This window comes from Flavobacterium denitrificans DSM 15936 (genome assembly GCF_000425445.1).
Classification (GTDB): domain Bacteria; phylum Bacteroidota; class Bacteroidia; order Flavobacteriales; family Flavobacteriaceae; genus Flavobacterium; species Flavobacterium denitrificans.
Genome location: NZ_AUDL01000011.1, coordinates 143,879 through 166,295 on the forward strand (window position 1 = coordinate 143,879; position 22,417 = coordinate 166,295).

15 protein-coding genes are annotated in these 22,417 nt (G+C 35.1%); 8 read left to right on the top strand and 7 right to left on the bottom strand.

Annotated elements, in window-relative coordinates; translation table 11 throughout:
- Positions 1-68 precede the first annotated feature (68 nt).
- A complete protein-coding gene (mgrA, locus tag H600_RS0106645) occupies positions 69-1,025 on the top strand; it encodes an L-glyceraldehyde 3-phosphate reductase (protein WP_026728047.1) in 957 nt (318 codons plus the stop codon).
- Between the two features lie 262 nt (positions 1,026-1,287).
- On the opposite strand, the gene H600_RS0106650 is transcribed toward mgrA, so the two are convergent.
- The 7 genes from H600_RS0106650 to H600_RS0106680 form a co-directional block, all read right to left on the bottom strand.
- Positions 1,288-3,267 (bottom strand): retaining alpha-galactosidase, encoded by a 1,980-nt coding sequence (locus H600_RS0106650; RefSeq protein WP_026728048.1) that lies wholly within the window; start codon positions 3,265-3,267, stop codon positions 1,288-1,290.
- A gap of 101 nt (positions 3,268-3,368) precedes the next feature.
- Entirely contained in the window at positions 3,369-4,658 is a 1,290-nt protein-coding gene (locus tag H600_RS0106655) for a glycoside hydrolase 5 family protein (protein ID WP_026728049.1), read from the bottom strand.
- 143 nt (positions 4,659-4,801) lie between these two features.
- A complete protein-coding gene (locus tag H600_RS0106660) occupies positions 4,802-6,031 on the bottom strand; it encodes a glycoside hydrolase family 26 protein (RefSeq protein ID WP_026728050.1) in 1,230 nt (409 codons plus the stop codon).
- 1 nt (position 6,032) lies between these two features.
- The gene (locus tag H600_RS0106665) at positions 6,033-7,223 is read right to left on the bottom strand and encodes an AGE family epimerase/isomerase (RefSeq protein ID WP_026728051.1); all 1,191 of its coding nucleotides are present in this window, start codon (positions 7,221-7,223) and stop codon (positions 6,033-6,035) included.
- Positions 7,224-7,229: 6 nt separating this feature from the next.
- Complete coding sequence (locus tag H600_RS0106670; protein WP_026728052.1) at positions 7,230-8,420, bottom strand: glycoside hydrolase family 130 protein; 1,191 nt, start codon at positions 8,418-8,420, stop codon at positions 7,230-7,232.
- A gap of 28 nt (positions 8,421-8,448) precedes the next feature.
- Positions 8,449-9,840 (bottom strand): MFS transporter, encoded by a 1,392-nt coding sequence (locus H600_RS0106675; protein WP_026728053.1) that lies wholly within the window; start codon positions 9,838-9,840, stop codon positions 8,449-8,451.
- Positions 9,841-9,878: 38 nt separating this feature from the next.
- On the bottom strand, positions 9,879-11,015 hold the full coding sequence (locus tag H600_RS0106680) for a glycoside hydrolase family 26 protein (protein ID WP_026728054.1): 1,137 nt from the start codon (positions 11,013-11,015) through the stop codon (positions 9,879-9,881).
- 304 nt (positions 11,016-11,319) lie between these two features.
- Here H600_RS0106680 and H600_RS0106685 point away from each other — a divergent pair, with 304 nt between their 5' ends.
- The 7 genes from H600_RS0106685 (at position 11,320) to H600_RS0106725 (ending at position 22,341) form a co-directional block, all read left to right on the top strand.
- Positions 11,320-12,198 carry an AraC family transcriptional regulator gene (locus tag H600_RS0106685; RefSeq protein ID WP_026728055.1) on the top strand — a complete coding sequence of 293 codons (879 nt, stop codon included), beginning with the start codon at positions 11,320-11,322 and terminating at the stop codon, positions 12,196-12,198.
- A 313-nt stretch (positions 12,199-12,511) separates the two neighbouring features.
- Positions 12,512-15,703, top strand: a complete 3,192-nt coding sequence (locus H600_RS0106690) for a SusC/RagA family TonB-linked outer membrane protein (protein WP_051234387.1) — start codon at positions 12,512-12,514, stop codon at positions 15,701-15,703.
- An 11-nt stretch (positions 15,704-15,714) separates the two neighbouring features.
- A complete protein-coding gene (locus H600_RS0106695) occupies positions 15,715-17,313 on the top strand; it encodes a RagB/SusD family nutrient uptake outer membrane protein (protein WP_026728057.1) in 1,599 nt (532 codons plus the stop codon).
- A gap of 19 nt (positions 17,314-17,332) precedes the next feature.
- Complete coding sequence (locus tag H600_RS0106700) at positions 17,333-18,370, top strand: IPT/TIG domain-containing protein (protein ID WP_026728058.1); 1,038 nt, start codon at positions 17,333-17,335, stop codon at positions 18,368-18,370.
- A 93-nt stretch (positions 18,371-18,463) separates the two neighbouring features.
- Positions 18,464-19,696 (top strand): glycoside hydrolase family 27 protein, encoded by a 1,233-nt coding sequence (locus H600_RS0106705; protein WP_026728059.1) that lies wholly within the window; start codon positions 18,464-18,466, stop codon positions 19,694-19,696.
- Positions 19,697-19,707: 11 nt separating this feature from the next.
- Positions 19,708-20,673: a glycoside hydrolase family 5 protein gene (locus H600_RS0106710; protein ID WP_026728060.1), complete on the top strand. Its 966-nt coding sequence runs from the start codon at positions 19,708-19,710 to the stop codon at positions 20,671-20,673.
- 594 nt (positions 20,674-21,267) lie between these two features.
- On the top strand, positions 21,268-22,341 hold the full coding sequence (locus H600_RS0106725; RefSeq protein ID WP_026728061.1) for an outer membrane beta-barrel protein: 1,074 nt from the start codon (positions 21,268-21,270) through the stop codon (positions 22,339-22,341).
- Positions 22,342-22,417 lie beyond the last annotated feature (76 nt).

Genomic DNA, 22,417 nt, shown 5'->3' on the forward strand with positions numbered 1-22,417 from the left:
CTGCTAAATCTGCGGGAGTTTTTTGTATTTTTAAAACCTATAAAACTCCAACTTTTTAAATTAAAACAATGAAATATAACAGATGTGGGAAAAGCGGTTTGCTGCTTCCAGAGATTTCTTTAGGATTATGGCACAATTTCGGTTCAGTAGATAATTTTGAAAATGCGGAAAGTATTGCTATTGAGGCTTTTGATAAAGGAATTACACACTTTGATTTAGCAAATAATTACGGTCCGGTTCCAGGTTCTGCAGAGGAAAATTTCGGAAAAATATTATGGCATAATTTTCAAGGAAATCTGCGTGATGAAATTGTAATTTCTACCAAAGCAGGTTATACAATGTGGAAAGGCCCTTATGGAGACTGGGGTTCTAGAAAATATTTGCTGTCAAGTTTAGACCAAAGTTTAAAGCGAATGAATATCGATTATGTTGATATTTTCTACTCGCATCGTCCAGATCCTGAAACGCCAATTGAAGAAACGATGATGGCATTGGATCACGCCGTTAGAAGCGGAAAAGCTTTGTATGTTGGGATTAGTAATTATTCGGCAGAGCAAACCAGAGTTGCGGTTGATGTTTTGAAACAATTAGGAACGCCTTGTTTGATTCACCAAGCAAAATATTCAATGTTGCAACGTTGGGTTGAAGATGGTTTACTAGATGTTCTAGAAGAAAAAGGAGTGGGATGTATTGCATTTTCGCCATTGGCACAAGGACTTTTAACCGATAAATATTTAAACGGAATTCCTGAAAATTCACGCGCTCATAATCCAAACGGACATTTGAGGGAAGATGAGGTGACGCAGGAAAAAATTGAAAAATTAATTCAGCTGAATGAAATTGCTCAAAATAGAAATCAATCTTTAGCTCAAATGGCTTTGGCTTGGCTGCAAAAAGACAAACGAATTACATCGGTCTTAATTGGCGCAAGTTCTGTAAAACAATTGTGCAATAATATTGATTGTTTACAGAATACTGATTTTACGGATGATGAATTGAATGCGATTGAGAAGATTTTATCTTAATTGTGAATTGATAATTCGTAAAAAACACATAATCGTAGAGGCGCACGGCAGTGCGTCTACGGCTCGTTACCATCATGAATATTAAACCTGACAGGTTATAATAATCTGTCGGTTTTGTGTTTCCTATAAAACCAACATTTAAACTGGACTGAAGTCCAGCTCTACAATATAATTTGTTCCTTCGGAACGTAAAAGAGCCTTTGGCTCGATCCATATTGTAGGGCTGGACTTCAGTCCAGTTTTGTTAAATTATAATTGAAATCTATTTTATAATCATTGCCAATCCGCCACCGCTTGCCAAACGATATTTTAATTTCGTTGTCGAATCAACGGTAATCATTTCCTTTTTATAATCGGTTGCGGCTTTGTCTGCGTTAAGGCCGTCTGAGAAAATTTCGGCTTCGAATTTTTTGCCTTTTTCAAGGAAAGAAAAATCAATTGTAATATTTCTGGAATCCCAATTTGTGATTGCGCCTAAATACCAAGTATTTCCTTTTTTTCTGGCGATTGAAACATATTTTCCAACTTCGCCATCAAGAGGTGCGGTTTCGTCAAAAGTAGTTGGAACTTTTGCGATAAAATCGGTGCTTTCTTGTTCTTTTATATATACGGTTGGGCTATCGGCCATCATTTGCAGAGGTGCTTCAAAAATGGTGTAAAGTGCCAATTGATGACATCTTGTTCCCTGACTCATCGGACTAGAATGACTCGGTTTGAATTCGCTTTTTGTTGCATTTCGCATTGCGCCCGGTGTATAATCCATTGGGCCGGCCATCATTCTGATAAACGGAATTGTTGTGTCGTAAAGTGGAACGTCATCATTTGGTGTCCATTTATTATTTTCAAGACCTTTTACGCCTTCAAAATTTAGAATATTCGGATACGTTCGCTGAATTCCTGTTGGTTTGTACATCCCATGAAAATCAATAATCAATTTATGATTCGCTGCTTTTTGCGCAATATCATAAACCGAATTGACCATTTTGGCATCGTCACGATCTATAAAATCTACTTTAAAGCCTTTTACGCCTAGTTTTGCATAATTGTCAAAAACAGCTTCTGTTTTATTGTGTATTGCCATCCATGAAGCCCATAAAATAATGCCGACGTTTCGTTCTTTCGCATAAGTAATCAAAGCTTCCAAATCTACATTTGGATTGTGTTTCATAATATCGGTTTCAACACTCCAGCCTTCGTCCAAAACTACATATTCCACTTTGTTTTTATAAGCAAAATCAATATAATATTTATAAGTCTGCGTATTGATTCCGGCTTTGAAATCAACATTATAAATGTTCCAGTCGTTCCACCAATCCCAAGCAACTTTTCCGGGTTTTATCCACGAAATATCTTTTATTCTTGACGGTTCGGCTAATTTCTGAACCATGTCATTGTTGGCTAAATCGGAATCATTTTCTGAAATTACAATCGCTCTCCACGGAAAAGTTCTTGTCCCTTTAGTTTTTACCAAATAATCGGCTCTTTCCGTAATTAATTTGTTGAGGTAATTAAATCCGCCATTGGTTTCTTGGGTTGGATATTTTGAAAAACGAGATTCAAAACCTGTTTTGTCTTTATTATTGGTAACAAATAACCCAGGATAATCTTCCAAATCAGCTTCTAGAAAAACAGCTTTTTTATGGTTTCTATAATCAATTAAAAAGGGTAGAAATGCCAAAGTATCTTTCGCAAATTCGCTTATTTTTTTGTTTTCATAATGCGATTCAAATGAAGAAATAAAAGGATCTTTCGGGTTTCTTAAATCTCTTACGTACGGCATTAAAGTATTGTAATCTTGATCGAAATTTAAAACGACTTCCTCTGATTTTACTGTAATGTCTTTTTTCTTTTTGGTGAGAAATCGATACGCAGCGCCATCATCAAAAACGCGAAATTCAATACTGAAATCATTTTTGAAATTTAAAGTCAGTTGGTTGTATTTATTCTGAACGGATTTCTTTTTGTAAAAAGGCGTTTCAAAAGAAGTATTCACACTTTCTTTTTTTGTATTTAAAACGATTGGATTTTTTCCTAAAACAACATTTTCGTCCAGTGTCAAAGACATTACGGAAGGTGCTATAATCAAATCTTTTTCATGCGAAATCATCCACGAAATTTTATCATTAACAGCAATTTTAACTTCGATTTTTCCATTAGGAGAAAAAACAGTAAAGTCCTGTTTCTTCTGTGCGAAAGAAAAATTTATGAGTATGAAACAAAAAAGAATAAATATATTTTTCATGAGAACATTTTTAAACCATAAAAGTGATATAAGTTCATTTTAGTAAAAGCCTAAATAAAGCTGTTAAATGAACTTATGTCACTTATATGGTGGAAATAAAATTACTTTTTCTTTAATTCGGAGTTGTATTTTTTGACAATTTCAAGTGTTGATTTATCTCCGTTAAATACCGAATTTAAACCTTGTGGTTCTTGCGGAGGATCTGTAGTTAAAGGATCGCCGGGATTCCATTTTCCAGTATCGTTTACCGCTTTTCCTTCTCCGCCAAATCCCCAGAAATTAGCTGCTTGCAATGGACCACCACTTTTAACACTTTCTAAGACTCTTCCAAAAATATAGCTGTAAAATTTATCTCTGTTGATAGAAGAAGCTCCCGCGTTTAAATTTTCATTTTCTCTTGAAAGACCAAATTCTTCAATAATAATAGGTCTTTTTAACTGCTTTGCTACTGCAGTATGTTTGTCTATATATTTTCCTGCATTTTGTAAAGTTGCCGGCATTGTTGCCTCGGCATTGTCGGCCTTAAACCAGTTCCAGTTTTTTGGCCAAATATGCATGGTCAAATAATCGATATTTGGATTTTGATGCGTTCGTTCAAAAATTTGAATATCATCATTTGAACTGTTTAATCCTTCTGAACCAGTAGAAATTAAATGGTTTTTATCTAAACTGTCTATTAAATTGACAATATTGTTTAGCCAAACCGTAAATTTAGCCTCATTTTCTGGCGTAAAAGTTCTCGGTTCATTGCCAACCTGCCATGCCATAATGGTATTGTCTTCAGTATATTTCTTTTTAGAATAAGTATTTGTTCTACCCATAATAAACTTTACATGATTTTCTAAAGCTTTCATGCAAGGCTCGCAACTATGAAACTGTTCCGTGTAAGCCATAAATTGAGGCCATGTATTGGGCGCAATTCCCGGAACTGGCACCGGACCTTTGCCGTTCCATTCCAAATATTGCGACATGCCACCAGACCATTCCCAGTTGTTTGTCAAAAATAAAACAGCATACATTTTTCGCTTGCTCATTTCACTGATTAAAAAATCCAGTCCGTCAAGCAAATCTTGATCATATTTTCCTTGTTCATATTGCAACGCAGGACGAACGGTAAAATCGTATTTTCCACCGTCACCTCCAACTAGAATTCTTAAATTATCGATTCCGTTTTTTTGCATCAAATCCAATTCTCGAAGCAGTCTTTTGCGGTCACCTACCTTTTTAGAAGCTAATAAACTTCCGTACCAATAATTTGCTCCAATATAGGAATACGGTTTATCGCCTTTGTAAAATTGTGTTCCTTTCACCGTAATTCTTTCCTGCGCCTGGCAAGCAATTGCAACAAAAATCATGGCGAATGAAAGCGTTTTTAAAAATCTGTTTTTCATATGATATTTTTTAGGAGCTCATCCTGCTATCCGCTGTATCTTTTATGGTGAACCCCACCATAAAAGGATGCCGCTTCTATCAGGGCTAGGGCTTTGCGTTTTTAGAGTTTTTTTATGGTAACTTGAAACCTGCAACAAAAAAGCTATTTCGGCATTTCATACATCTTCGGCAGGGAATTCACCAAAGCCGATTTTGTTTTGGCACTATAATTTTTAAAATCTGTTGCATTTGAAACCGAGCCTGTCGGGACATAATAGCCGTCTTTATCATTGTTCCAAAACATTACGTAACTTATTTGGATGTCATTTTTAGTAAGTGAACTATATAGCAAAGTTGAAAACCAATCTATAATGGCCGGATTTGTGCTGGTTACACGAAAACCAGTTTCGGTCAAAGCGGCAATTTTCACTTTTGTTTTCGCATAATCCGAAAGGATTTTGAGTTTAGAATTTGCACGGTCGGCACCAGTTTGACCTTGATTGCTAAAATCACCGTAATTGTCCATTCCAATAATGTCGACATATTTATCACCCGGATAACGACTCAAATAATCAGCCTGTGTGGTATATGAATTGTCAGGTGAAAAAGCATATAAAATGTTGTGAACGCCCTTGGTGTTTTTTAAATAATCAACCGTGAATTGGTATGCTTTTTTATATTCATCGACAGTGCAAAAATTCGCTCCCCACCAAAACCAGCTTCCGTCAAATTCATGAAACGGCCTGAAAATTATTGGAATCAATTCTCCGTTTGATCCTTTTAAATCAGAAACGACGTTGGCAATTTTATCTAATTTTTTCTTGTACCATTCATTATTTGCTCCACCTGGTAAAATACTTTTAAAAGCTGTGTTTTTTTGTTCTGATGTCATATCAGCAGCATAAAAAGATTCTTCTTTGTAAGGTTCTCTCAAATGCCAACAAAAAGTATTGATTATGCCTTTTGCGTAAGCATTTTTAACAGCAGACTTAATTTTGATCTCCTCTCCATAAAACCAATTGCCTATTTGTTCATTGTTGTTTTTATCGGTAATAAACATAAAATCAGAACCTAAAACTGCAGGGTCGTAACCGGTATTTTTTTTAATATCAGAATCGCCTCCAGCATCTTGATAAAAACTATTGAAAGCGTCCTGCTGACCTATTGCTGTTTTGGTTTTTGCTAGTTTTTTTAAATTATAAAATAAAGCGACAGTTTCTTTTGTAGCACTGACATCAACCATATAAGTTGGCGCGTTTGAAGTTGTCAAAGGATCATCCTGAGCTGGAGGATCTACAATTACTTCTCTTGGATCTTCATTGTCTGAAGAACAGCTTACAACGGCTGAAAATAATAAGCTGAGAAATGCTATTTTAAGAAAGTTAGTTTTCATTTTAAGTCTTAATTCGGTTAATAAGTTCTAAGCAAGCTCTGCCGTTATGATAAGGGCATTTCCAGAATCCAGCCTTGTCTTTTTTCATGATAGAATAATCTTCGTAAACACCCCAAAACCATTCTCCATTTTCGTGATCGATTATGTGTTTTTGCGTGAATTTCCAAATTTTGTAAACGATATCCAGATATTCTTCTTTTTTGGTCAATTGATAGGCATTGTAAAAGCCAATCATAGCTTCAGCTTGTGGCCACCAATGTTTTTCTCGAATTAATTCCTTTTTTTCAGGATCAAATTCATACCATAATCCCCCATCAGAATCGATTCCTTTTTTTGTGGCTTCGGCAATTTGGATTGCGTATTTTTTATAATTAGCAATTAGCGTTTCATCTTCTGAAATTTCGGCACATTGCTGTAAAAGCCAAGCCGCTTCGATGTCGTGTCCAAATGAAATAACATCTGGTTTTTCGATCCAGTTTTCATCAAAAAATAAATGAAGATGGCCTGTTTCAGTATTGATAAAATGTTTTTCAATCGTTTCAAGAAGTTCAATCATAATGTTTTGAAGCGTCTTGTCTTTCCATACTTTGTATAAATTCGCATAAGCTTCAATAATATGAAGATGCGTATTCATAGTTTTCTTTTCGTTGGCGTCTTTTTCGCTTAAACGCAAATCTTCGATTGGTTTCCAATCTCTTGTGAAAGCTTCGAGATAACCTTTGTTTATTGGATCGTAGCTGTAATCCTGAATTTTAGAATATAAATTGATGGCAATTTCTAAAGCTTTTTCATTTTTAGAAATTGCATAATATTCAGATAGCCCATAAATCGCAAAGGCTAGCGCATAAATTTGATTTTTGGTATCTTTTGGTGTTTTATCGCTATTGATACTCCAAAAAAGGCCTTCAAATTGTTTGTCATAAAAATGTTCAGACAGAAATTCGAATGCTCTTTCAGCCAGTTTTTTGTGGCTTTCGTTTTTTGTGATTTTATAACTTGCTGAAAATGTCCATAAAATGCGGGCATTTAAAACGGAACCTTTTTCTGAATTGGTTATTTCATGTTCATTAAAATCGATCTGTCCAATAAAACCGTCGTTTTGATTGTCGACGGTATTTTTGGACCAATATTCAAGAATCGAATCTAATTCGGTTTCTAATTCTGATTTTAATTTTTTTAGATTTTCTGACACGTGGTTTTATATTGCGTTGTTTTTTTCGATTTGGTTGATGATGGTTTCTACAGACCCCGCAGAAATAAAAGTGTCAGCCGGTGTATTTGTAACATAATCAACCAATTTTGCAACAGAGGAAACCGCAACATGCATTCTTGTGTCTGATGATGCATAATAGATGTAAACTGTTCCGTCGCCATCTTCAATCCATCCATTAGAAAACAATACGTTTGATACATCTCCAACTCGTTCAATTCCTTCTGGCCCCATAAAATGTCCCGCTGGAACGTGTGTTACTTTTGTAATATCATTCAAATCGGTCATGAACATATACAAAGTGTAGCGCAAGCCTGCGGCTGTATTACGTACGCCATGTGCTAAGTGCAGCCAGCCTTTTTCTGTTTTGATAGGAGCAGGGCCAAGACCATTTTTTAATTCGTAAATTGTATGATATTGTTTTCCGAAAATGATTTTTTCATCCTTTACAACTGGATTCGTCATATCTTCAACATATCCCAAACCTATTCCGCCTCCTGAACCTACATCAATAAATCCGTCTTGGGGACGCGTGTATAATGCATATTTTCCATTTACAAATTCGGGATGCAAAACCACGTTTCGTTGTTGTCCTGTATTTGAAATCAAATCAGGAAGCCTTTCCCAATTTATTAAATCTTTAGAGCGTACAATTCCTGCGTTTGCAACTGCCGAACTTGTATCGCCTTTTGGAGCTTTAGGATCTTTTCTTTCAGTGCAAAAAATACCATAAACCCACCCATCTTCATGGTTGATCAAACGCATATCGTAAACGTTTGTGTCTGGATCTTCGGTTTGCGGAATTACGCATGGTTTTTCCCAGAACTTGAAATTGTCGATTCCGTTTGGACTTTCAGCAATGGCAAAAAATGATTTTCTGTCAATTCCTTCAACACGTACGGCAAGTAAATATTTTCCGCTCCATTTCATAGCGCCAGCGTTGAAAGCCGCATTCATCCCGATTCTTTCTTGCAAAAAGGGATTTGTTTTTTCGTTTAAGTCAAAACGCCAGTTCAAAGGCACGTGAGCTGCAGTAACAACAGGATTTTGATAACGCTGATAAATTCCGTTTCCTGCATTTTCTTCGGGAGCATTTTTTTGCTCAATGAGTGCTTTATGTTCTTTTTCTAATGTTGCTTTTCGATCCTGAAAAGCAACTGAAGAGGTTATTGTTGTCATATATTTTTATTTCTGTCTGATTTGTTTTTTAAAGTTTTTGGTCTCTTTTTTCGTTTAAATCTTGTTCTATCGTTTGCAGTTTTTCTTCAGATAGTGGATAGAATAGGATAAAAGCGACTGATATTGCTGCTGCGATTGCAGGAAGTATGCTTAACATTAATTGAATTCCGTGTTGTGCTGTGGCTGTTTGTTCAACATTGGCTTGAAAACCGTAATAGCCTAATAGCCATCCTGCTCCAGCACCACCAATTGTCCATCCAAATTTTTGTGACATTGATGAAGCTGAGAAAACCAAACCTGTCGCTCGACGACCTTGTTTCCATTCTGAATAATCGGCGCTGTCTGCGTACATTGACCAGATCAACGGGAAAATACAGCCTGCACATATGCTGATTAAAATTTGGAAGATTAGGATTAAGAAAATGTCTTCTTTTCCGAAGAAATAGAAAATCAAGCTCAATATAGAAGCTAAAGCCATTGCTCCAAAAAAGGTTTTTTTCTTTCCGATTTTGTTCGCAATTGGAGTAGCAAGGATTACTCCAATGATATTAGCAGCCTGACCCAACACTAAATAAATGGAAGTTGGCGTCATATGAAAAGCAGTTCCGAAAAGTGAGAAGTCGAAATTAATGCTACTGCTTACATAATATTTAAAATAATAAACTGCAGCACCGTCACGGATCGAATTGAAAACTAAAGTTCCAATTCCGGCACCAAGCAAAATCCACCAAGGTCTGTTTTTCCATAAGTCTTTTAAATCTTCTTTTAGGTTGGATTGTTCATTTTCAATTGGTTTTACCCTTTCTTTAGTGAAGAAAAAGCAAGCCCAGAAAAATACAGTTGTAATTAATCCAAAAACAGCAATTGTTGCCAGCCAGCCTGTTTTAGAGTTAAGGCTTCCGCCGAAGTAATTTACCAATGGTTCAATCAGCCAAAGTGCTAAAAGACTTCCTCCAAAGGCAAAAACCATTCGATATGAAGACAAAGTGGTTCTTTCTTTTCGGTCAGATGACATTACGCCTAAAAGTGAAGCGTACGGAACATTGATTAGCGAATAAATCATCATCATCAAAGAATATGTCACATAAGCGTATATTATTTTTCCTTTTTCATCAAAATCGGGTGTGTAAAAAGTGAGAACTCCAATGACGGCAAAAGGCACGGCAACCCACAGTAAATAAGGTCTGAATTTTCCCCATTTTGTTTTTGTCCTATCGGCAATGATTCCCACAATAGGATCAAAGCAGGAATCCCAGATTCGGGTGATTAAAAACATGGTTCCTACGACTGCAGGGGCTATTCCGAAAACATCGGTATAGAAAAAGAGAAGATACATGCTGAAAATCTTCCAGAACATTGATGATGCGGCATCTCCGAGTCCGTAACCTATTTTTTCTTTTAAATTAATTTTGTCGTGCATTGAGTTCTTTTTAAAGGTTGTAAGTTAGATTTGGTTGTTTATTTTAAAGCTTTTTTGATGTCTTTTTCAAACAAGGTTTTGTCGAGATTGTAGAAAACTAAAAAATCCTTTTCGCTGGCTTGTCCAGAATAAGGTGCGTAATAATGCATTTTCTGCTCTTTTTCCTGCCAGCCGTGGTTTCTCCATAATAAGACATATGATATTTTATAATCGCCAATAGCTTTATTTAGAGTTCCAGTCCACCATTTTGGATCAGGAATTGCTTCGTAGCCAGCTTCTGCAATCGCAATTGGTTTGTGCTTCTCGTGACCAATTTCGTTTACTATTTTAAGTTGTTTCTGAACTTCTTCAACGAATTTTTTGCCGTCTTTGTCGTCATTGTTTTGATAACTGTCAAAACTCAATATGTCAGCATAATTGTCGCCCGGATAACTCGCTAAAAAATCTTCTTTAGAACTGAAGCTACTTGTGTTGTACACATAGATTAAATTGTGAACACCTTTTTTCTGAAGATATTCAAAGGTGAATTTCCACAAAGATTTGAATTCTTCTGGGGTGCAATTTCCTTTTCCCCACCAAAACCAGCCTCCAGTAAGTTCGTGATATGGTCTAAAAAGAATTGGAATGTTTTTTCCTTTTTTATCCTTTAAAGACAAAAAGAAATTGGAAGCTTTATCCAGCCAAGAAGTAAATTTTATATGATTTTCTCCACCAGGCAAAATTGTTTTTATAGCGTTTGGCGTATTGTCCCAAGCATTTTTTCCGGTTGCAGGATTGTCAAAATGCCAGCTGATTGTCGAAATCCCGCCTCTTTCATTGGCTTCTTTGATATATTGTTTCATTTTATCAAAGGGCACGCCGTCAATATTTTTGGCATCGTCTTTTTCCAAGCCTGCAATATCCCAACCATAAACTGCTGGATAATCGCCCACAACATCTTTTACATCACTTCTGTTGTTTTCGTATTTCCAATTTACACCGTAAGCAAGATCGTCTTGATGTCCAAAAAGATAGCCTTTCTGCGTTAATTGATTCAATTTTTTGTAAAGGGAAAGTGTTTCAGGTGTCGCTTTTTTATCTGAAAGTGACAAATTAGTATTACCCACAATATCTTTAGCAGAACATGAAGTTCCTATAAATACTGCCATAATTAGGGTTAATAAGTTTTTTTTCATTCTGGTTTTATATTGTTTTTGACTGTAATACCCACAAATTCAGAGATTGAGAAGGTGATTTTTGTAAAATGCTTTTCAATCGACGATTCGTTATTGATTTTCAGATAAAATTATTAAAACTTTAAAAAGATATTCTATAAAAAATGATTAATGTTTATTATTAATACAGTTTTTAGAAAATCGATAATTCTATTTTTCAAAGATAATTGGATGTTTATCCTGTAATTAATATTATTTTATCAATTATATATCATATTATTGCAATCAAAAAACAACTTATTATTACATGAAATAATTTTATAATATGAGCAACGCTAAAAATTTTTATAGAGAAATAGCACCACTTTCAGCTGGAGATAGTTTTTTGGTTTTCGATCGCGTTAAAGATAGTTTTGATTTCCCGGTTCATTATCATCCAGAATTTGAGATTAATTTTATCTTAAATGGAAAAGGAGTGAAGCGAGTTGTTGGTGATAATATTGAAGAAATCGATAATGTAGAATTGGTTTTGATTGGCCCAAATTTATATCACGGTTGGGAACTTAATAAATGTACTAGCAAAAAAATCCACGAGATCACTATTCAATTTCATAATGATTTATTTCATGAATCATTGTTGTCAAGACGTATTATGAATCCAATTCGTGATATGTTCAATCGTTCGATTCATGGAATTTTGTTTTCAAAAAAAACGGCCGAAGAATTGACGCCTAGGCTTGTAAGGCTTTCAAAATTAGATGGTATGGATTATTTTTTGGAAATAACCTCTCTGTTGTATGATTTAGCCAATTCCAGAAATCAACGTTTGCTTTCTACTTATACGGTAGATTATGATACGTTTGATGATTATGATAAAATGAAGTTGGTTTATGAGTATGTTCAGAAAAATTTTGCTGATAAGATTACTTTAGAAGATGCTGCAAATGTCGCTAGCATGTCGATAATTTCTTTTAATCGATTTATTAAAAAACGAACGGGAAAGACTTTTGTCAATTATATTAATGATATCCGAATTGGATATGCAGCACGATGGCTGGTTGAAAAAGACATGAGTGTTTCTGAAGTTGCTTTCAAGTCAGGTTTTAATAACATAGCCAACTTTAACCGAAGTTTCAAGGCTACAAAAAATTGTACCCCTAGCCAGTATCGAGAGGAATTTTCGGGATTAAAGCGTATTTTATAGTGATACTTTTTTTTCACAAACAAATATTATTTTTAACGAAATCGTTTGCTTTTTAGCCAATTCGTTAATTTTTATTTATAATTTGCAGTGATTCGAGGGTAACTGATTGCGAAAAACGCAATAATTTTTATGTTTTATTTTCATATATGTTTTTTTACAACCATATAGTAAAAATATTATCATTAAATGATATAATATTATTGATTTAATGTTTTGTTCTGTTATAGATTTGTTAAATAATTTAGAAAATAAATCACACCCTTTTTATTACTTAATTATGAGTAAACAAATTTAAACTAACCAAACATTTATTATGAAAAAACTAATGACTAACTTTATTCATTGGAATGCTAACCACAGAGCAGTTCCTTTGATTTTGCTCTTGTTGCTGACTAGTAATTTTATTACGGCTCAGGTTAAAATATCAGGAGTAGTTTCTGATGACAAGGGATTAACCATTCCTGGAGCCAACATTTCTGTTGTTGGTACAAAAACTACTGCCTCAACTGATTTTGACGGTAAATATACGATCGACGCACCTGCAAATGGAACTTTATTAGTTTCATTTATTGGATTTGATTCTCAAAAAATAGCCATTGGTGGCAGAACAAAAATTAATATCACTTTACAATCCAGTTCTGAAGATTTGAAAGAGGTAGTTGTAATTGGTTACGGAACTCAGAAAAAGAAAGACGTAAACGGGGCAATATCTTCAGTGAAATCAACTGATATTGAAAATTTAAAACAAGTTTCTATCGACCAGATGCTTCAGGGTAAAGCAGCTGGGGTTTCAGTAACAAACAACTCAGGACAGCCGGGGGGTGCGGCCTCTGTAAGAGTTCGTGGAACTACTTCTATTACAGGTACAAACGAACCATTGTATGTAATTGATGGTGTGCCTATTTCTGGAGATGCAACAGGTAAGTCGACAAGCGGTCAGACTTTGGCTGGAAAAGACGGTTTTTCTTCTTCAGGAGGAAGTGGAAACAACGCAATGAGCCCACTTTCTATGATTAATCCAAATGATATTGAATCTATGGATATCTTAAAAGATGCTTCTGCAACAGCAATTTATGGCTCTAGAGGTGCAAATGGTGTAATCATCATCACGACTAAACAAGGTAAAAAAGGAACAGGAAAAGTGGCGTATGAAAACTATACTTCGTTTGCTACTGTTGCAAATAAATTAGATGTTTTGACTTTGCCTCAATATGCAACTTTAAAAACAAATTTGGCAAAATTATGGGGTTTCCAAACGCGTCAAGAATTCAGCCATCCTGAGTTATTAGGTCCTGGAACGAATTGGCAAGATGAGGTTTATAGAACTGCAATTTCAAATAGCCATCAATTATCCTTTTCTGGTGCAAAAGATGGAACTAGCTACTATTTGTCTGGAAGTTATTTAGATAACGAAGGAACAATCATCAATTCTGGTTTGAAAAGATATACGGTAAGATTGAACTTAGATTCAAAAATCAAATCTTGGTTAAGAGTTGGAGGTAATTTGACAGGAGGTATTACAAACGAGAGAATTACAGTAAACCAAAGTTTCTCAGGATTGATTTCAAATACTTTATTGCAATCGCCAGATATTCCGGTTAGAAATATTGACGGAACTTTTGCAGGGCCGCCTTCATCAGAACAAAGTGTAACGTACTATAATCCTGTTGCTGAAGCTTTGACTAGAGATAATAAATTGGTGAGAAAAAATTTCTTAGGAAATGTGTACGCTGAGGCTGAAATCATCAAAGGTTTAAAATATCGTTTTGAAATTGCTGCAAATACTGAATTTAGTGAAAATGACGATTTTAGACCTTCATACAAATGGGGAAGCCAAACTAATTTATTAGCGGATCTTGATGTTAGAAGACAAAATTGGTACTCAACAAACATCAAAAATTTATTGACTTACGACAAAACTATCGGGAAGCATAAATTTACGGTTTTGGCTGGTCAAGAAGCAAATGATTCTCATTGGGAAGGTTTGATTGCTTCTGCACAAGGCTTCAAAACAAATTCGATTCATACTATTAATTTAGCAGATGTTGATAATAATACAGTTACTCAATATAAAGGAAGCGCTTCACTTTCGTCTCTTTTTGCTCGTGTTATTTATGATTTCAATGATAAATACAGTATTACGGCTTCAATTAGACAGGACGTTTCTTCGAAATTTGATCCAACAACTGACAATCAAAAAGGTGTTTTCAATGCAATTTCTGGTTCTTGGAGATTATCTAGCGAGCCTTTTATGGAAGGTACACGAAAATATGTAGATAACATTAAAATTAGAGTTGGTTATGGAGAAACTGGAAATCAGCAGATTCCAAACAACAGTTATTCTGCCATGTTAGGAACTCAAAACTCAGGATTAGGAAGCGGATTTTTGCCGTCAAATTATCCAAATCCAGATTTAGTTTGGGAATCATTAAACCAAACCAATATTGGTATTGATTTTACATTTTTAGACAGTAAGCTTTCTGCAAGTTTTGATGTTTATGATAAAAAATCGGAAGGTTTCTTATTCCAAGTGCCATTGCCACTTTACTTAACTGGAGGTGGAGGTCAGTACGGAGGGGTTTCTGCGCCTTACTCTAATTTAGGAACGATGAGTAATAAAGGTTTTGATTTGACTCTTGGTTATGACATGAGATCGGCAGGCAATTTCAATTGGAGTGCTTCGGCGGTGGTATCTCAATACAAAAATAATCTTGATGAGATCGCAAACGGAATTGTTTTAACTCAGGAGGTAAATACAAATGGATATCAGCCGGTTGTTGTGACAAACACTACAGTTGGAAACCCAATTGGATTGTTCTACGGATATAAAACTGATGGAATCTTCAAAGATCAAGCTGTTTTAGATGCAGCACCACTTCAATTTGGACAGCCTGTAGGAACAGGAGCTGGAGAAACTGCTTTAGGAGATGTAAAATATGTTGATGTTAATGGAGATGGAAAAATCGATGCAAGTGATAAAACATTTATTGGAAATCCGCATCCAAAATTCACTTATGGTTTTACAAACAATTTCAAATACAAAAATGTAGATCTTTCTATTTTTCTTCAAGGATCTTATGGCAATGATGTTATGAACTTGACTAAAAGAGCAGGAACAACAAATGCTTCTTTGTATGACAATCAATTAGTTGACGCAATGGATTATTATTCTTCTACAAATACAGCAAGTAATAACCCAAGACCTATTGCAGATTCTGCAAATAATAACTTGTTGATTTCTGATCGTTATGTTGAAGATGGTTCTTATTTAAGAATTCAAAACGTTACGTTGGGATATTCTTTGCCACAAGATGTTATTTCAAAATATAAAATTTCAAGATTAAGATTATACGGATCTGCTCAGAACTTATACACGTTTACAAATTATTCAGGTTACGATCCAGAGATTGGTTCATTTAATCAAAATGTGCTTTTATCAGGAATTGACAACGGAAGATATCCGATTGCAAGAACATTTTTAATCGGTCTTAACTTAGAATTTTAAAAATAAAAAAAATGAAAAAGAAATCTTTTTTAAATAGATATAGTTTGCTTTTTATAGCAACAGCGCTTCTGACTTTTGCATCATGTTCAGATGATTTTACGGATAGACCTTCTGAAGATGGAATAAGTTTGGACTCTTACTACAGCACAAATGATCAGGTTTCATCGGCTACAAATGGTATGTACAGCAGAACTTGGTTCCAAATGTATAACAAGTTTTGGTGGGCGCTTGAAGTGGGTTCAGGAAATATGTATTCAGGTTCGCCAGACGTTAGCGGATTGAGAACATTTTCATTGAACGGAAGTGATCCTGAGTTGGTAAACGGTTGGTCTTCATTGTGGGCAAATGTACAGCAGTCTAATATGATTATTAACTTTTTGGAGGCTAGAGTAGGTCCCGAAGTTGATAAAACGGTGTTGAATAATACAGTTGGAGAGGCTTATTTCATGAGAGCGACTGCTTATTTTGATTTGGTAAGGCTTTGGGGGCCGGTGCCAATCATTGAAAATCCGCTTGATTACACAAGTAATCCATATGTAAATACAAATACAGTTGCAGATATTTACAAATTGATCACAATGGATTATTTAAAAGCTATTGAATTGTTGGCTTCTAAAACTAGAGGGGCAAATTATGCAAACAATGGTCACGTTTCTAAAGGTTCTGCAAGAGCAATGTTGGCAAAAGTGTATTTGTACCAAAAAGATTATGCTAATGCAAGAGCAATGGCCGAAGCAGTAATTAGCAGTGGAGAATTTAAACTTTTAGGTGGTGATCAGTTGCCAGGGAAAAGTTTTGCAGATTTGTACACGTATGCAAACAATAATAATGAAGAGTCAATTTTTGCTATTCAGTGGAAAGGAGACGGAGCTTATGGTTCAGCTAATAACTGTAACACGCAATTTGGATTCCAAGATGGAACATTGTCAACATCTAATGCGTCTTATGCAGGGGTTTTTGGGCCAAGCCAGGAAGTTATGCTGTCTTTATATGGAGACGGCGATTTAAGAAAACATGAAACAGTAATGATAGGTGGTGATACATATCCTAACATCAAAACAACACAAGGAATTGGTTTTACAGTTCCTACAGGAAAAGATCTGGCACAGGCATCTGGCGGCGCTATCAAAAAATACTGTATTGGTGTGGTAAACGGAGCCGTTACGGGTCAAGCAGACGCATGGGCAATGATGGACAACAATACTTATAAAATGCGTTACGCAGAATTATTGCTGATTCATGCTGAAGCTGTTTTAGGTGCTGGTGCTAGTACAACAGATGCAAGTGCATTAAATTCGATTAATCAAGTTAGAAGAAGAGCAGGTTTGGGAAATTTAACTTCAATTACTTTTGATGATATCTTTTTAGAAAGAAGAAAAGAATTATGTTTTGAAGGAGATTATTGGTTTGACTTAGGTCGTATTGATAAGAACAAAGCCATTGCGATCATGTCGGCTCAAAACAGAGGCGACCGATATGGTGAGCGTCATTATACGCCTGTATACAGCCAAGATCATGCAGCAAATGACTTCTATATGGATTATCCGGACAATGAGGTGGCTAAAAATCCTAAATTATTACAAGCACCAGTTCCGTATACTTTTAAATAATTACTAAAATTTGACAATTATGAAAAATATAAAAATAAAATACCTTTTGCCTCTTATTATGGCATTTATGGTGCTGGGTGTCTTTGCTTCATGCGACAATGATGAGGCTTCGGGTGGTTCTGGAGGTGCTCCTGTAATTACAAGTGTAGCAAAATCTGTTGAAGGAGATCTAGTTCCGGTTAAGGTTGGAGATCCTAAAAATTACTATATCATTCAGGGAACAGGTCTTGCGAATGTAACAAAAATCTATTTTAATGATTTTGATACATATTTCAACCCGACAATGGTTACTGACACTGCAATATTTGTTTTGATCGACGAAAAAACGCCGTATGCAAATTCAAGTAATAAATTAAAATTAGTTACAAAAACGGGAACTGTTCTGTATGATTTTGTGATTGCGCCGCCAACACCAAAATTAGAGAGCTATAATTCTATTAATGCTGCTGAAGGTGAAATTGTAACAGTTTATGGTGACTATTTCTTGAATCCAACTGTAAAAGTAGGAACAGCAGATGTACCTTTGATTTCTTCAACATTGACTGAAATTAAATTTAAAATGCCAGCTAATGCAACAGATAAATATGTTACTGTGACAAATATTTCTGGTTCAACAGTTTCAGAAGAAGCAATTGGTTCTGCATTATATGATGATGTTTTGCAAGGTGACGCAGGACATTGGTTGTGGAATGGTGCTGATACTTTTGATACAGACTTTAAAGATGATAAAGTTCAGGGGAAATCTTCTATTAAATTTGTGTTTGGAGGATGGAATGGTGCTGATATGAAATTTAATTCTAGAAATGTTTCAAAGTATAAAGCTTTTAGAGTAAAAGTGAAATCGGGATCAACAAATACCGCTGCAAGCGTAATATTTGTTTTTGGCGGATGGGCTTATCAAATTAAAAAAACAATAACTCCAAATTGGACTACAATTGAAATTCCGTTTTCAGATATTGGAAATCCAACTACTTTCGATCAGTTGACACTTCAAGAATCGGGTAATTTTGGAGGAAATACAATTCTTATGGATGACATGGGATTTGTTTTGAAATAGTAAGCAATATTTTGGTTTGAGTTTTGTTGAAATATTCCCTAATCACTTAATTAGGGAATATTTTTTTTAGAATAATTAATTAGAAGTTTTAAAATGAAAAAGATTATTTCAGTACTTGTTTTAGTTGTTTCGACCTTAAGTTTCGGACAAGGAAATACACACAATCAAACAGGAGGGAAATTTGAAGGTTTAGCCATGACGCCGCCAATGGGATGGAACTCATGGAATACTTTTGCAACCAATATTGACGAAAAATTAGTTAAAGAAACGGCTGACATCATGGTGTCGTCAGGTTTAGCCGCTGCGGGATATAATTATATTGTATTAGATGACGGCTGGATGACTAAAGAACGTGATGCTAATGGGGATTTAATTCCTGATCCAGTAAAATTTCCTAGCGGAATGAAAGCCCTTGTTGATTATGTACACGGCAAAGGTTTGAAATTTGGTTTGTATAATTGTGCAGGAACGCAAACTTGCGCTGGATACCCAGGAACTCGTGGTTACGAATATCAAGATGCACGTTTTTATGCAAAATTAGGAATTGATTTCCTGAAATATGATTGGTGTAATACTAAAGGAATTACGGCTCCCGAAGCATATACTACAATGAGTAATGCATTAAAAACTGCAGGAAGGCCAATTGTTTTCAGTCTTTGTGAATGGGGAGACAATCAGCCATGGGAATGGGGAAAGCCAGTTGGGAATCTTTGGAGAATTTCGGGTGATATTTATCCGTGTTTTGACTGTGAGTACAAGCATCCAGAAAATTGGTCGTCTTGGGGATTCATGAAAATTGCCGAAATGAGAAAAGATATTCGTAAATATTCGGGCCCAGATCATTGGAATGATTTTGATATGATGGAGGTTGGAAACGAAATGAATGATACTGAAGACAAAGCGCATTTTGCAATGTGGTGCATGCTGTCGTCGCCATTATTTACAGGAAACGATTATCGAAAAATGTCCAAAGAAACATTGGCAATTTTGACGAATAAAGATTTGATTGCGGTAAATCAAGATAAACTCGGAATTCAAGGATTTAAATATTCGGCAGAAGATGGTTTGGAAGTTTGGGTCAAGCCTTTATCAGATGGAAATTGGGCGATTACTTTTCTAAACAGAAGTGAGGTCGCTAAAAAGGTTAATTTTGATTTTAAAAAGAATGCTATTAAAGATGCTGATTTTGGTTTTGAAGCCGATTTCAATAAAATGACTTACAAAATAAAAGATCTTTGGAAAAACAAAGAAATCGGAACTACTAAAAAGAGTTTTGTTTCAGATCTTGCTTCCCATGATGTAATTACACTTCGATTAATCCCTTAAATTTAAAATTTATGAAATCAGAAGCTCATCTTTTTACTCTTGTTTTATTGATAATTACGTACAATTTGCAAGCTCAGTTTGTGAAAAAACACGGTCAATTAAGTGTGGAGGGGACTCAGTTGGTGGATCAGAATAATGAACCTGTTGTGTTGCGAGGTTTGAGTTTTGGCTGGCACAGCATGTGGCCGAGATTTTACAATGAAAAAGCAGTTAGCTGGCTGAAAAAAGATTTTAATTGCAATGTGGTTCGCGCCGCAACGGGTATTGAGTTAGGAGAAATGTCGTATTTGAAAGATCCGCAGTTTGCTAAAGAAAAGATTGAGGCCGTTGTAAATGGTGCTGTAAAATCAGATATTTATGTAGTTATCGATTGGCACAGTCATAATATTAATCTGAAAGAAGCTTCGGCTTTTTTTGCTGAGATGTCAAAAAAATATGCAAAGTATCCTAATATAATATATGAGGTATTTAATGAGCCAGATTATGAAACTTGGTGGGAGGTTAAAGCTTATGCTGAAGAAATTATTCGAGTAATTAGAGAAAATGATCCTAATAATGTCATTTTGGTCGGTTGTCCGCATTGGGATCAAGATGTCAACCTTCCTGCCGAAGATCCCATTATAGGATATTCTAATATAATGTACACTATGCATTTTTATGCCGCAACTCACGGGAAAGAATTACGAGATAGAACGGACGCTGCAATAAAGAAGGGATTGCCGGTTTTTATTTCTGAATCTGCTGGAATGGAAGCTTCTGGGGATGGCCCCTTAAATATGAAAGCTTGGCAAGAATACATTGATTGGATGGAAGCGAATAAGCTAAGCTGGATAACTTGGTCTGTCTCTGATAAAGAGGAAACGTGTTCTATTCTCAAGAAAACTGCAAAATCTGAAGGGAAATGGAAAGATGAGGATTTAAAAGAATCGGGAATCAAGGTTAAGGAGTTTTTAAGAAAATATAATAAACAGGAATAATGTAATTGTTCTATTTCAGTTGTAAGCCTGTCCATTTTTTGGACAGGCTTTTTTGTTTTTTTACCAAATATTGATTTGTACAAGTCAAGAACGTGGAGTTGTTTTGTAGGGGTGTTTTTGTAGGAATTTTATTTTTGTATAAAAGTGTTTTTTTTGAAAATTTAAATTCGGATATTATTTACTTTATTTTTTATTTTTAAATCAGTACCCCTAAAATTTCAGGGGGTGTTAATGTTTTTGCTTGTATTTTTTGCTGTTTTACTACTAAATTTATGGTTGGTTTTTGTTTAAACCCTGTTTTTTGTTGTTTTAAAGATGAAAATGCATTGTTGAATTTTCAAAAATGAATCCGTATAAATGCCAAATAACGATTATTGGTGTCTTAATTTTTGTAATCCATAATTCTGCTTGTAAAACATCAAAAAAGTACTTTTCGATTGTTCTACTCATGCAAAAGTTAATAAATTCGCTAATGAAAACGAAGGGGATTTTAGCGGAAGATGAGGGACTTTTTGGAATGACATATACTATTAATTACAGCTATATAAAGATTAACTAACCAGAATCAATTAATAACCAAAAACCAATTAAAACATGAAAAAAGTATTACACATTTTTGCCGCGATGTTAACGAGTTCTTTTGCTTTTGCCCAAGATGATACAGAAACTCCAGTTTCTCCAGCTACAACATGGGGCGGATCAGCAGATGCATACTATAAATACGATTTTTCTAAACAAATGAATGGATTAACGAGCTTTACCAACTCTCAGGATTCATTTGAATTAGGAATGGCATCTATCGAAGCTGGACACACCTTCGGAAAAGCCTCTGTATTTGTAGATTTAGGATTCGGAAAAAGAGCAGGCGAATTTTCATACAATGAAACAACAGATAAGGATATAACTGCAAAATTTTTAATTAAACAATTATTTTTTACTTACCAAGTTACCGAAAAATTCAAGTTTGTTGCGGGTAGCTTCGGTACTCATATAGGATATGAGGTGTTAGATGCTGTGGATAATAAAAACTACAGTATGTCATATGCCTTTTCTTATGGGCCGTTTTTTAATACAGGTTTAAAAGCGCAATATACTTCAGGGAAGTTTACAGCAATGTTTGGTATTACTAACCCGACAGATTTTAAATCAGCAATGGATGCGGGTTCGTCTCAAAAAACATATATCGGGCAAGTTGGATATATTGGCGAGACAGGAAGTGCTTATTTGAACTTCACATCAGGAAGTTCAAATCCATCTTCAGATGAAAATAAAACGCAATTTGACTTGGTTGCTTCAAAAACAATAAGCGATAGTTTTGCTCTTGGATTTAATGCAACTTATGCTAAGACTAAAAATGATTTTATAAGTGCTGATGATGGAGAATGGTTCTCATTAGTAGGATATGCAAATTATTCATTCTCGCCATCATTATTGCTAGCGTACAGAATGGAATATTTTGATGCTAAAGATGCTGCGCCAAGTTTAGGGACTTTAACAGGTTCAAACGTATTCGCAAACACAGTTTCTTTGAACTATAAAGTTGGAAAACTTACTATAATTCCTGAGTTACGATACGATGCTGCATCTGAGGATATCTTTTTGGATAAAGATGCTGCTCCAACGGGAGGATCGTTCTTCGGTTTAATTGCTACAACATACTCTTTCTAGAGATAAAGATTGATATTTTTTTTTTTTTTTTTTGGAGCTGTCGGAACATGCTAATGTTTTGGCAGCTTTTTTATTT

Bases quoted from the DNA above. Each gene is read 5' to 3' on its own strand.
- H600_RS0106670 (WP_026728052.1), bottom strand. From the start codon at position 8,420: ATGACAACAATAACCTCTTCAGTTGCTTTTCAGGATCGAAAAGCAACA.
- H600_RS0106695 (WP_026728057.1), top strand. From the start codon at position 15,715: ATGAAAAAGAAATCTTTTTTAAATAGATATAGTTTGCTTTTTATAGCA.
- H600_RS0106710 (WP_026728060.1), top strand. From the start codon at position 19,708: ATGAAATCAGAAGCTCATCTTTTTACTCTTGTTTTATTGATAATTACG.
- H600_RS0106690 (WP_051234387.1), top strand. From the start codon at position 12,512: ATGAAAAAACTAATGACTAACTTTATTCATTGGAATGCTAACCACAGA.
- H600_RS0106660 (WP_026728050.1), bottom strand. From the start codon at position 6,031: ATGAAAACTAACTTTCTTAAAATAGCATTTCTCAGCTTATTATTTTCA.
- H600_RS0106675 (WP_026728053.1), bottom strand. From the start codon at position 9,840: ATGCACGACAAAATTAATTTAAAAGAAAAAATAGGTTACGGACTCGGA.
- mgrA (WP_026728047.1), top strand. From the start codon at position 69: ATGAAATATAACAGATGTGGGAAAAGCGGTTTGCTGCTTCCAGAGATT.
- H600_RS0106705 (WP_026728059.1), top strand. From the start codon at position 18,464: ATGAAAAAGATTATTTCAGTACTTGTTTTAGTTGTTTCGACCTTAAGT.
- H600_RS0106725 (WP_026728061.1), top strand. From the start codon at position 21,268: ATGAAAAAAGTATTACACATTTTTGCCGCGATGTTAACGAGTTCTTTT.
- H600_RS0106680 (WP_026728054.1), bottom strand. From the start codon at position 11,015: ATGAAAAAAAACTTATTAACCCTAATTATGGCAGTATTTATAGGAACT.
- H600_RS0106655 (WP_026728049.1), bottom strand. From the start codon at position 4,658: ATGAAAAACAGATTTTTAAAAACGCTTTCATTCGCCATGATTTTTGTT.
- H600_RS0106700 (WP_026728058.1), top strand. From the start codon at position 17,333: ATGAAAAATATAAAAATAAAATACCTTTTGCCTCTTATTATGGCATTT.
- H600_RS0106650 (WP_026728048.1), bottom strand. From the start codon at position 3,267: ATGAAAAATATATTTATTCTTTTTTGTTTCATACTCATAAATTTTTCT.
- H600_RS0106685 (WP_026728055.1), top strand. From the start codon at position 11,320: ATGAGCAACGCTAAAAATTTTTATAGAGAAATAGCACCACTTTCAGCT.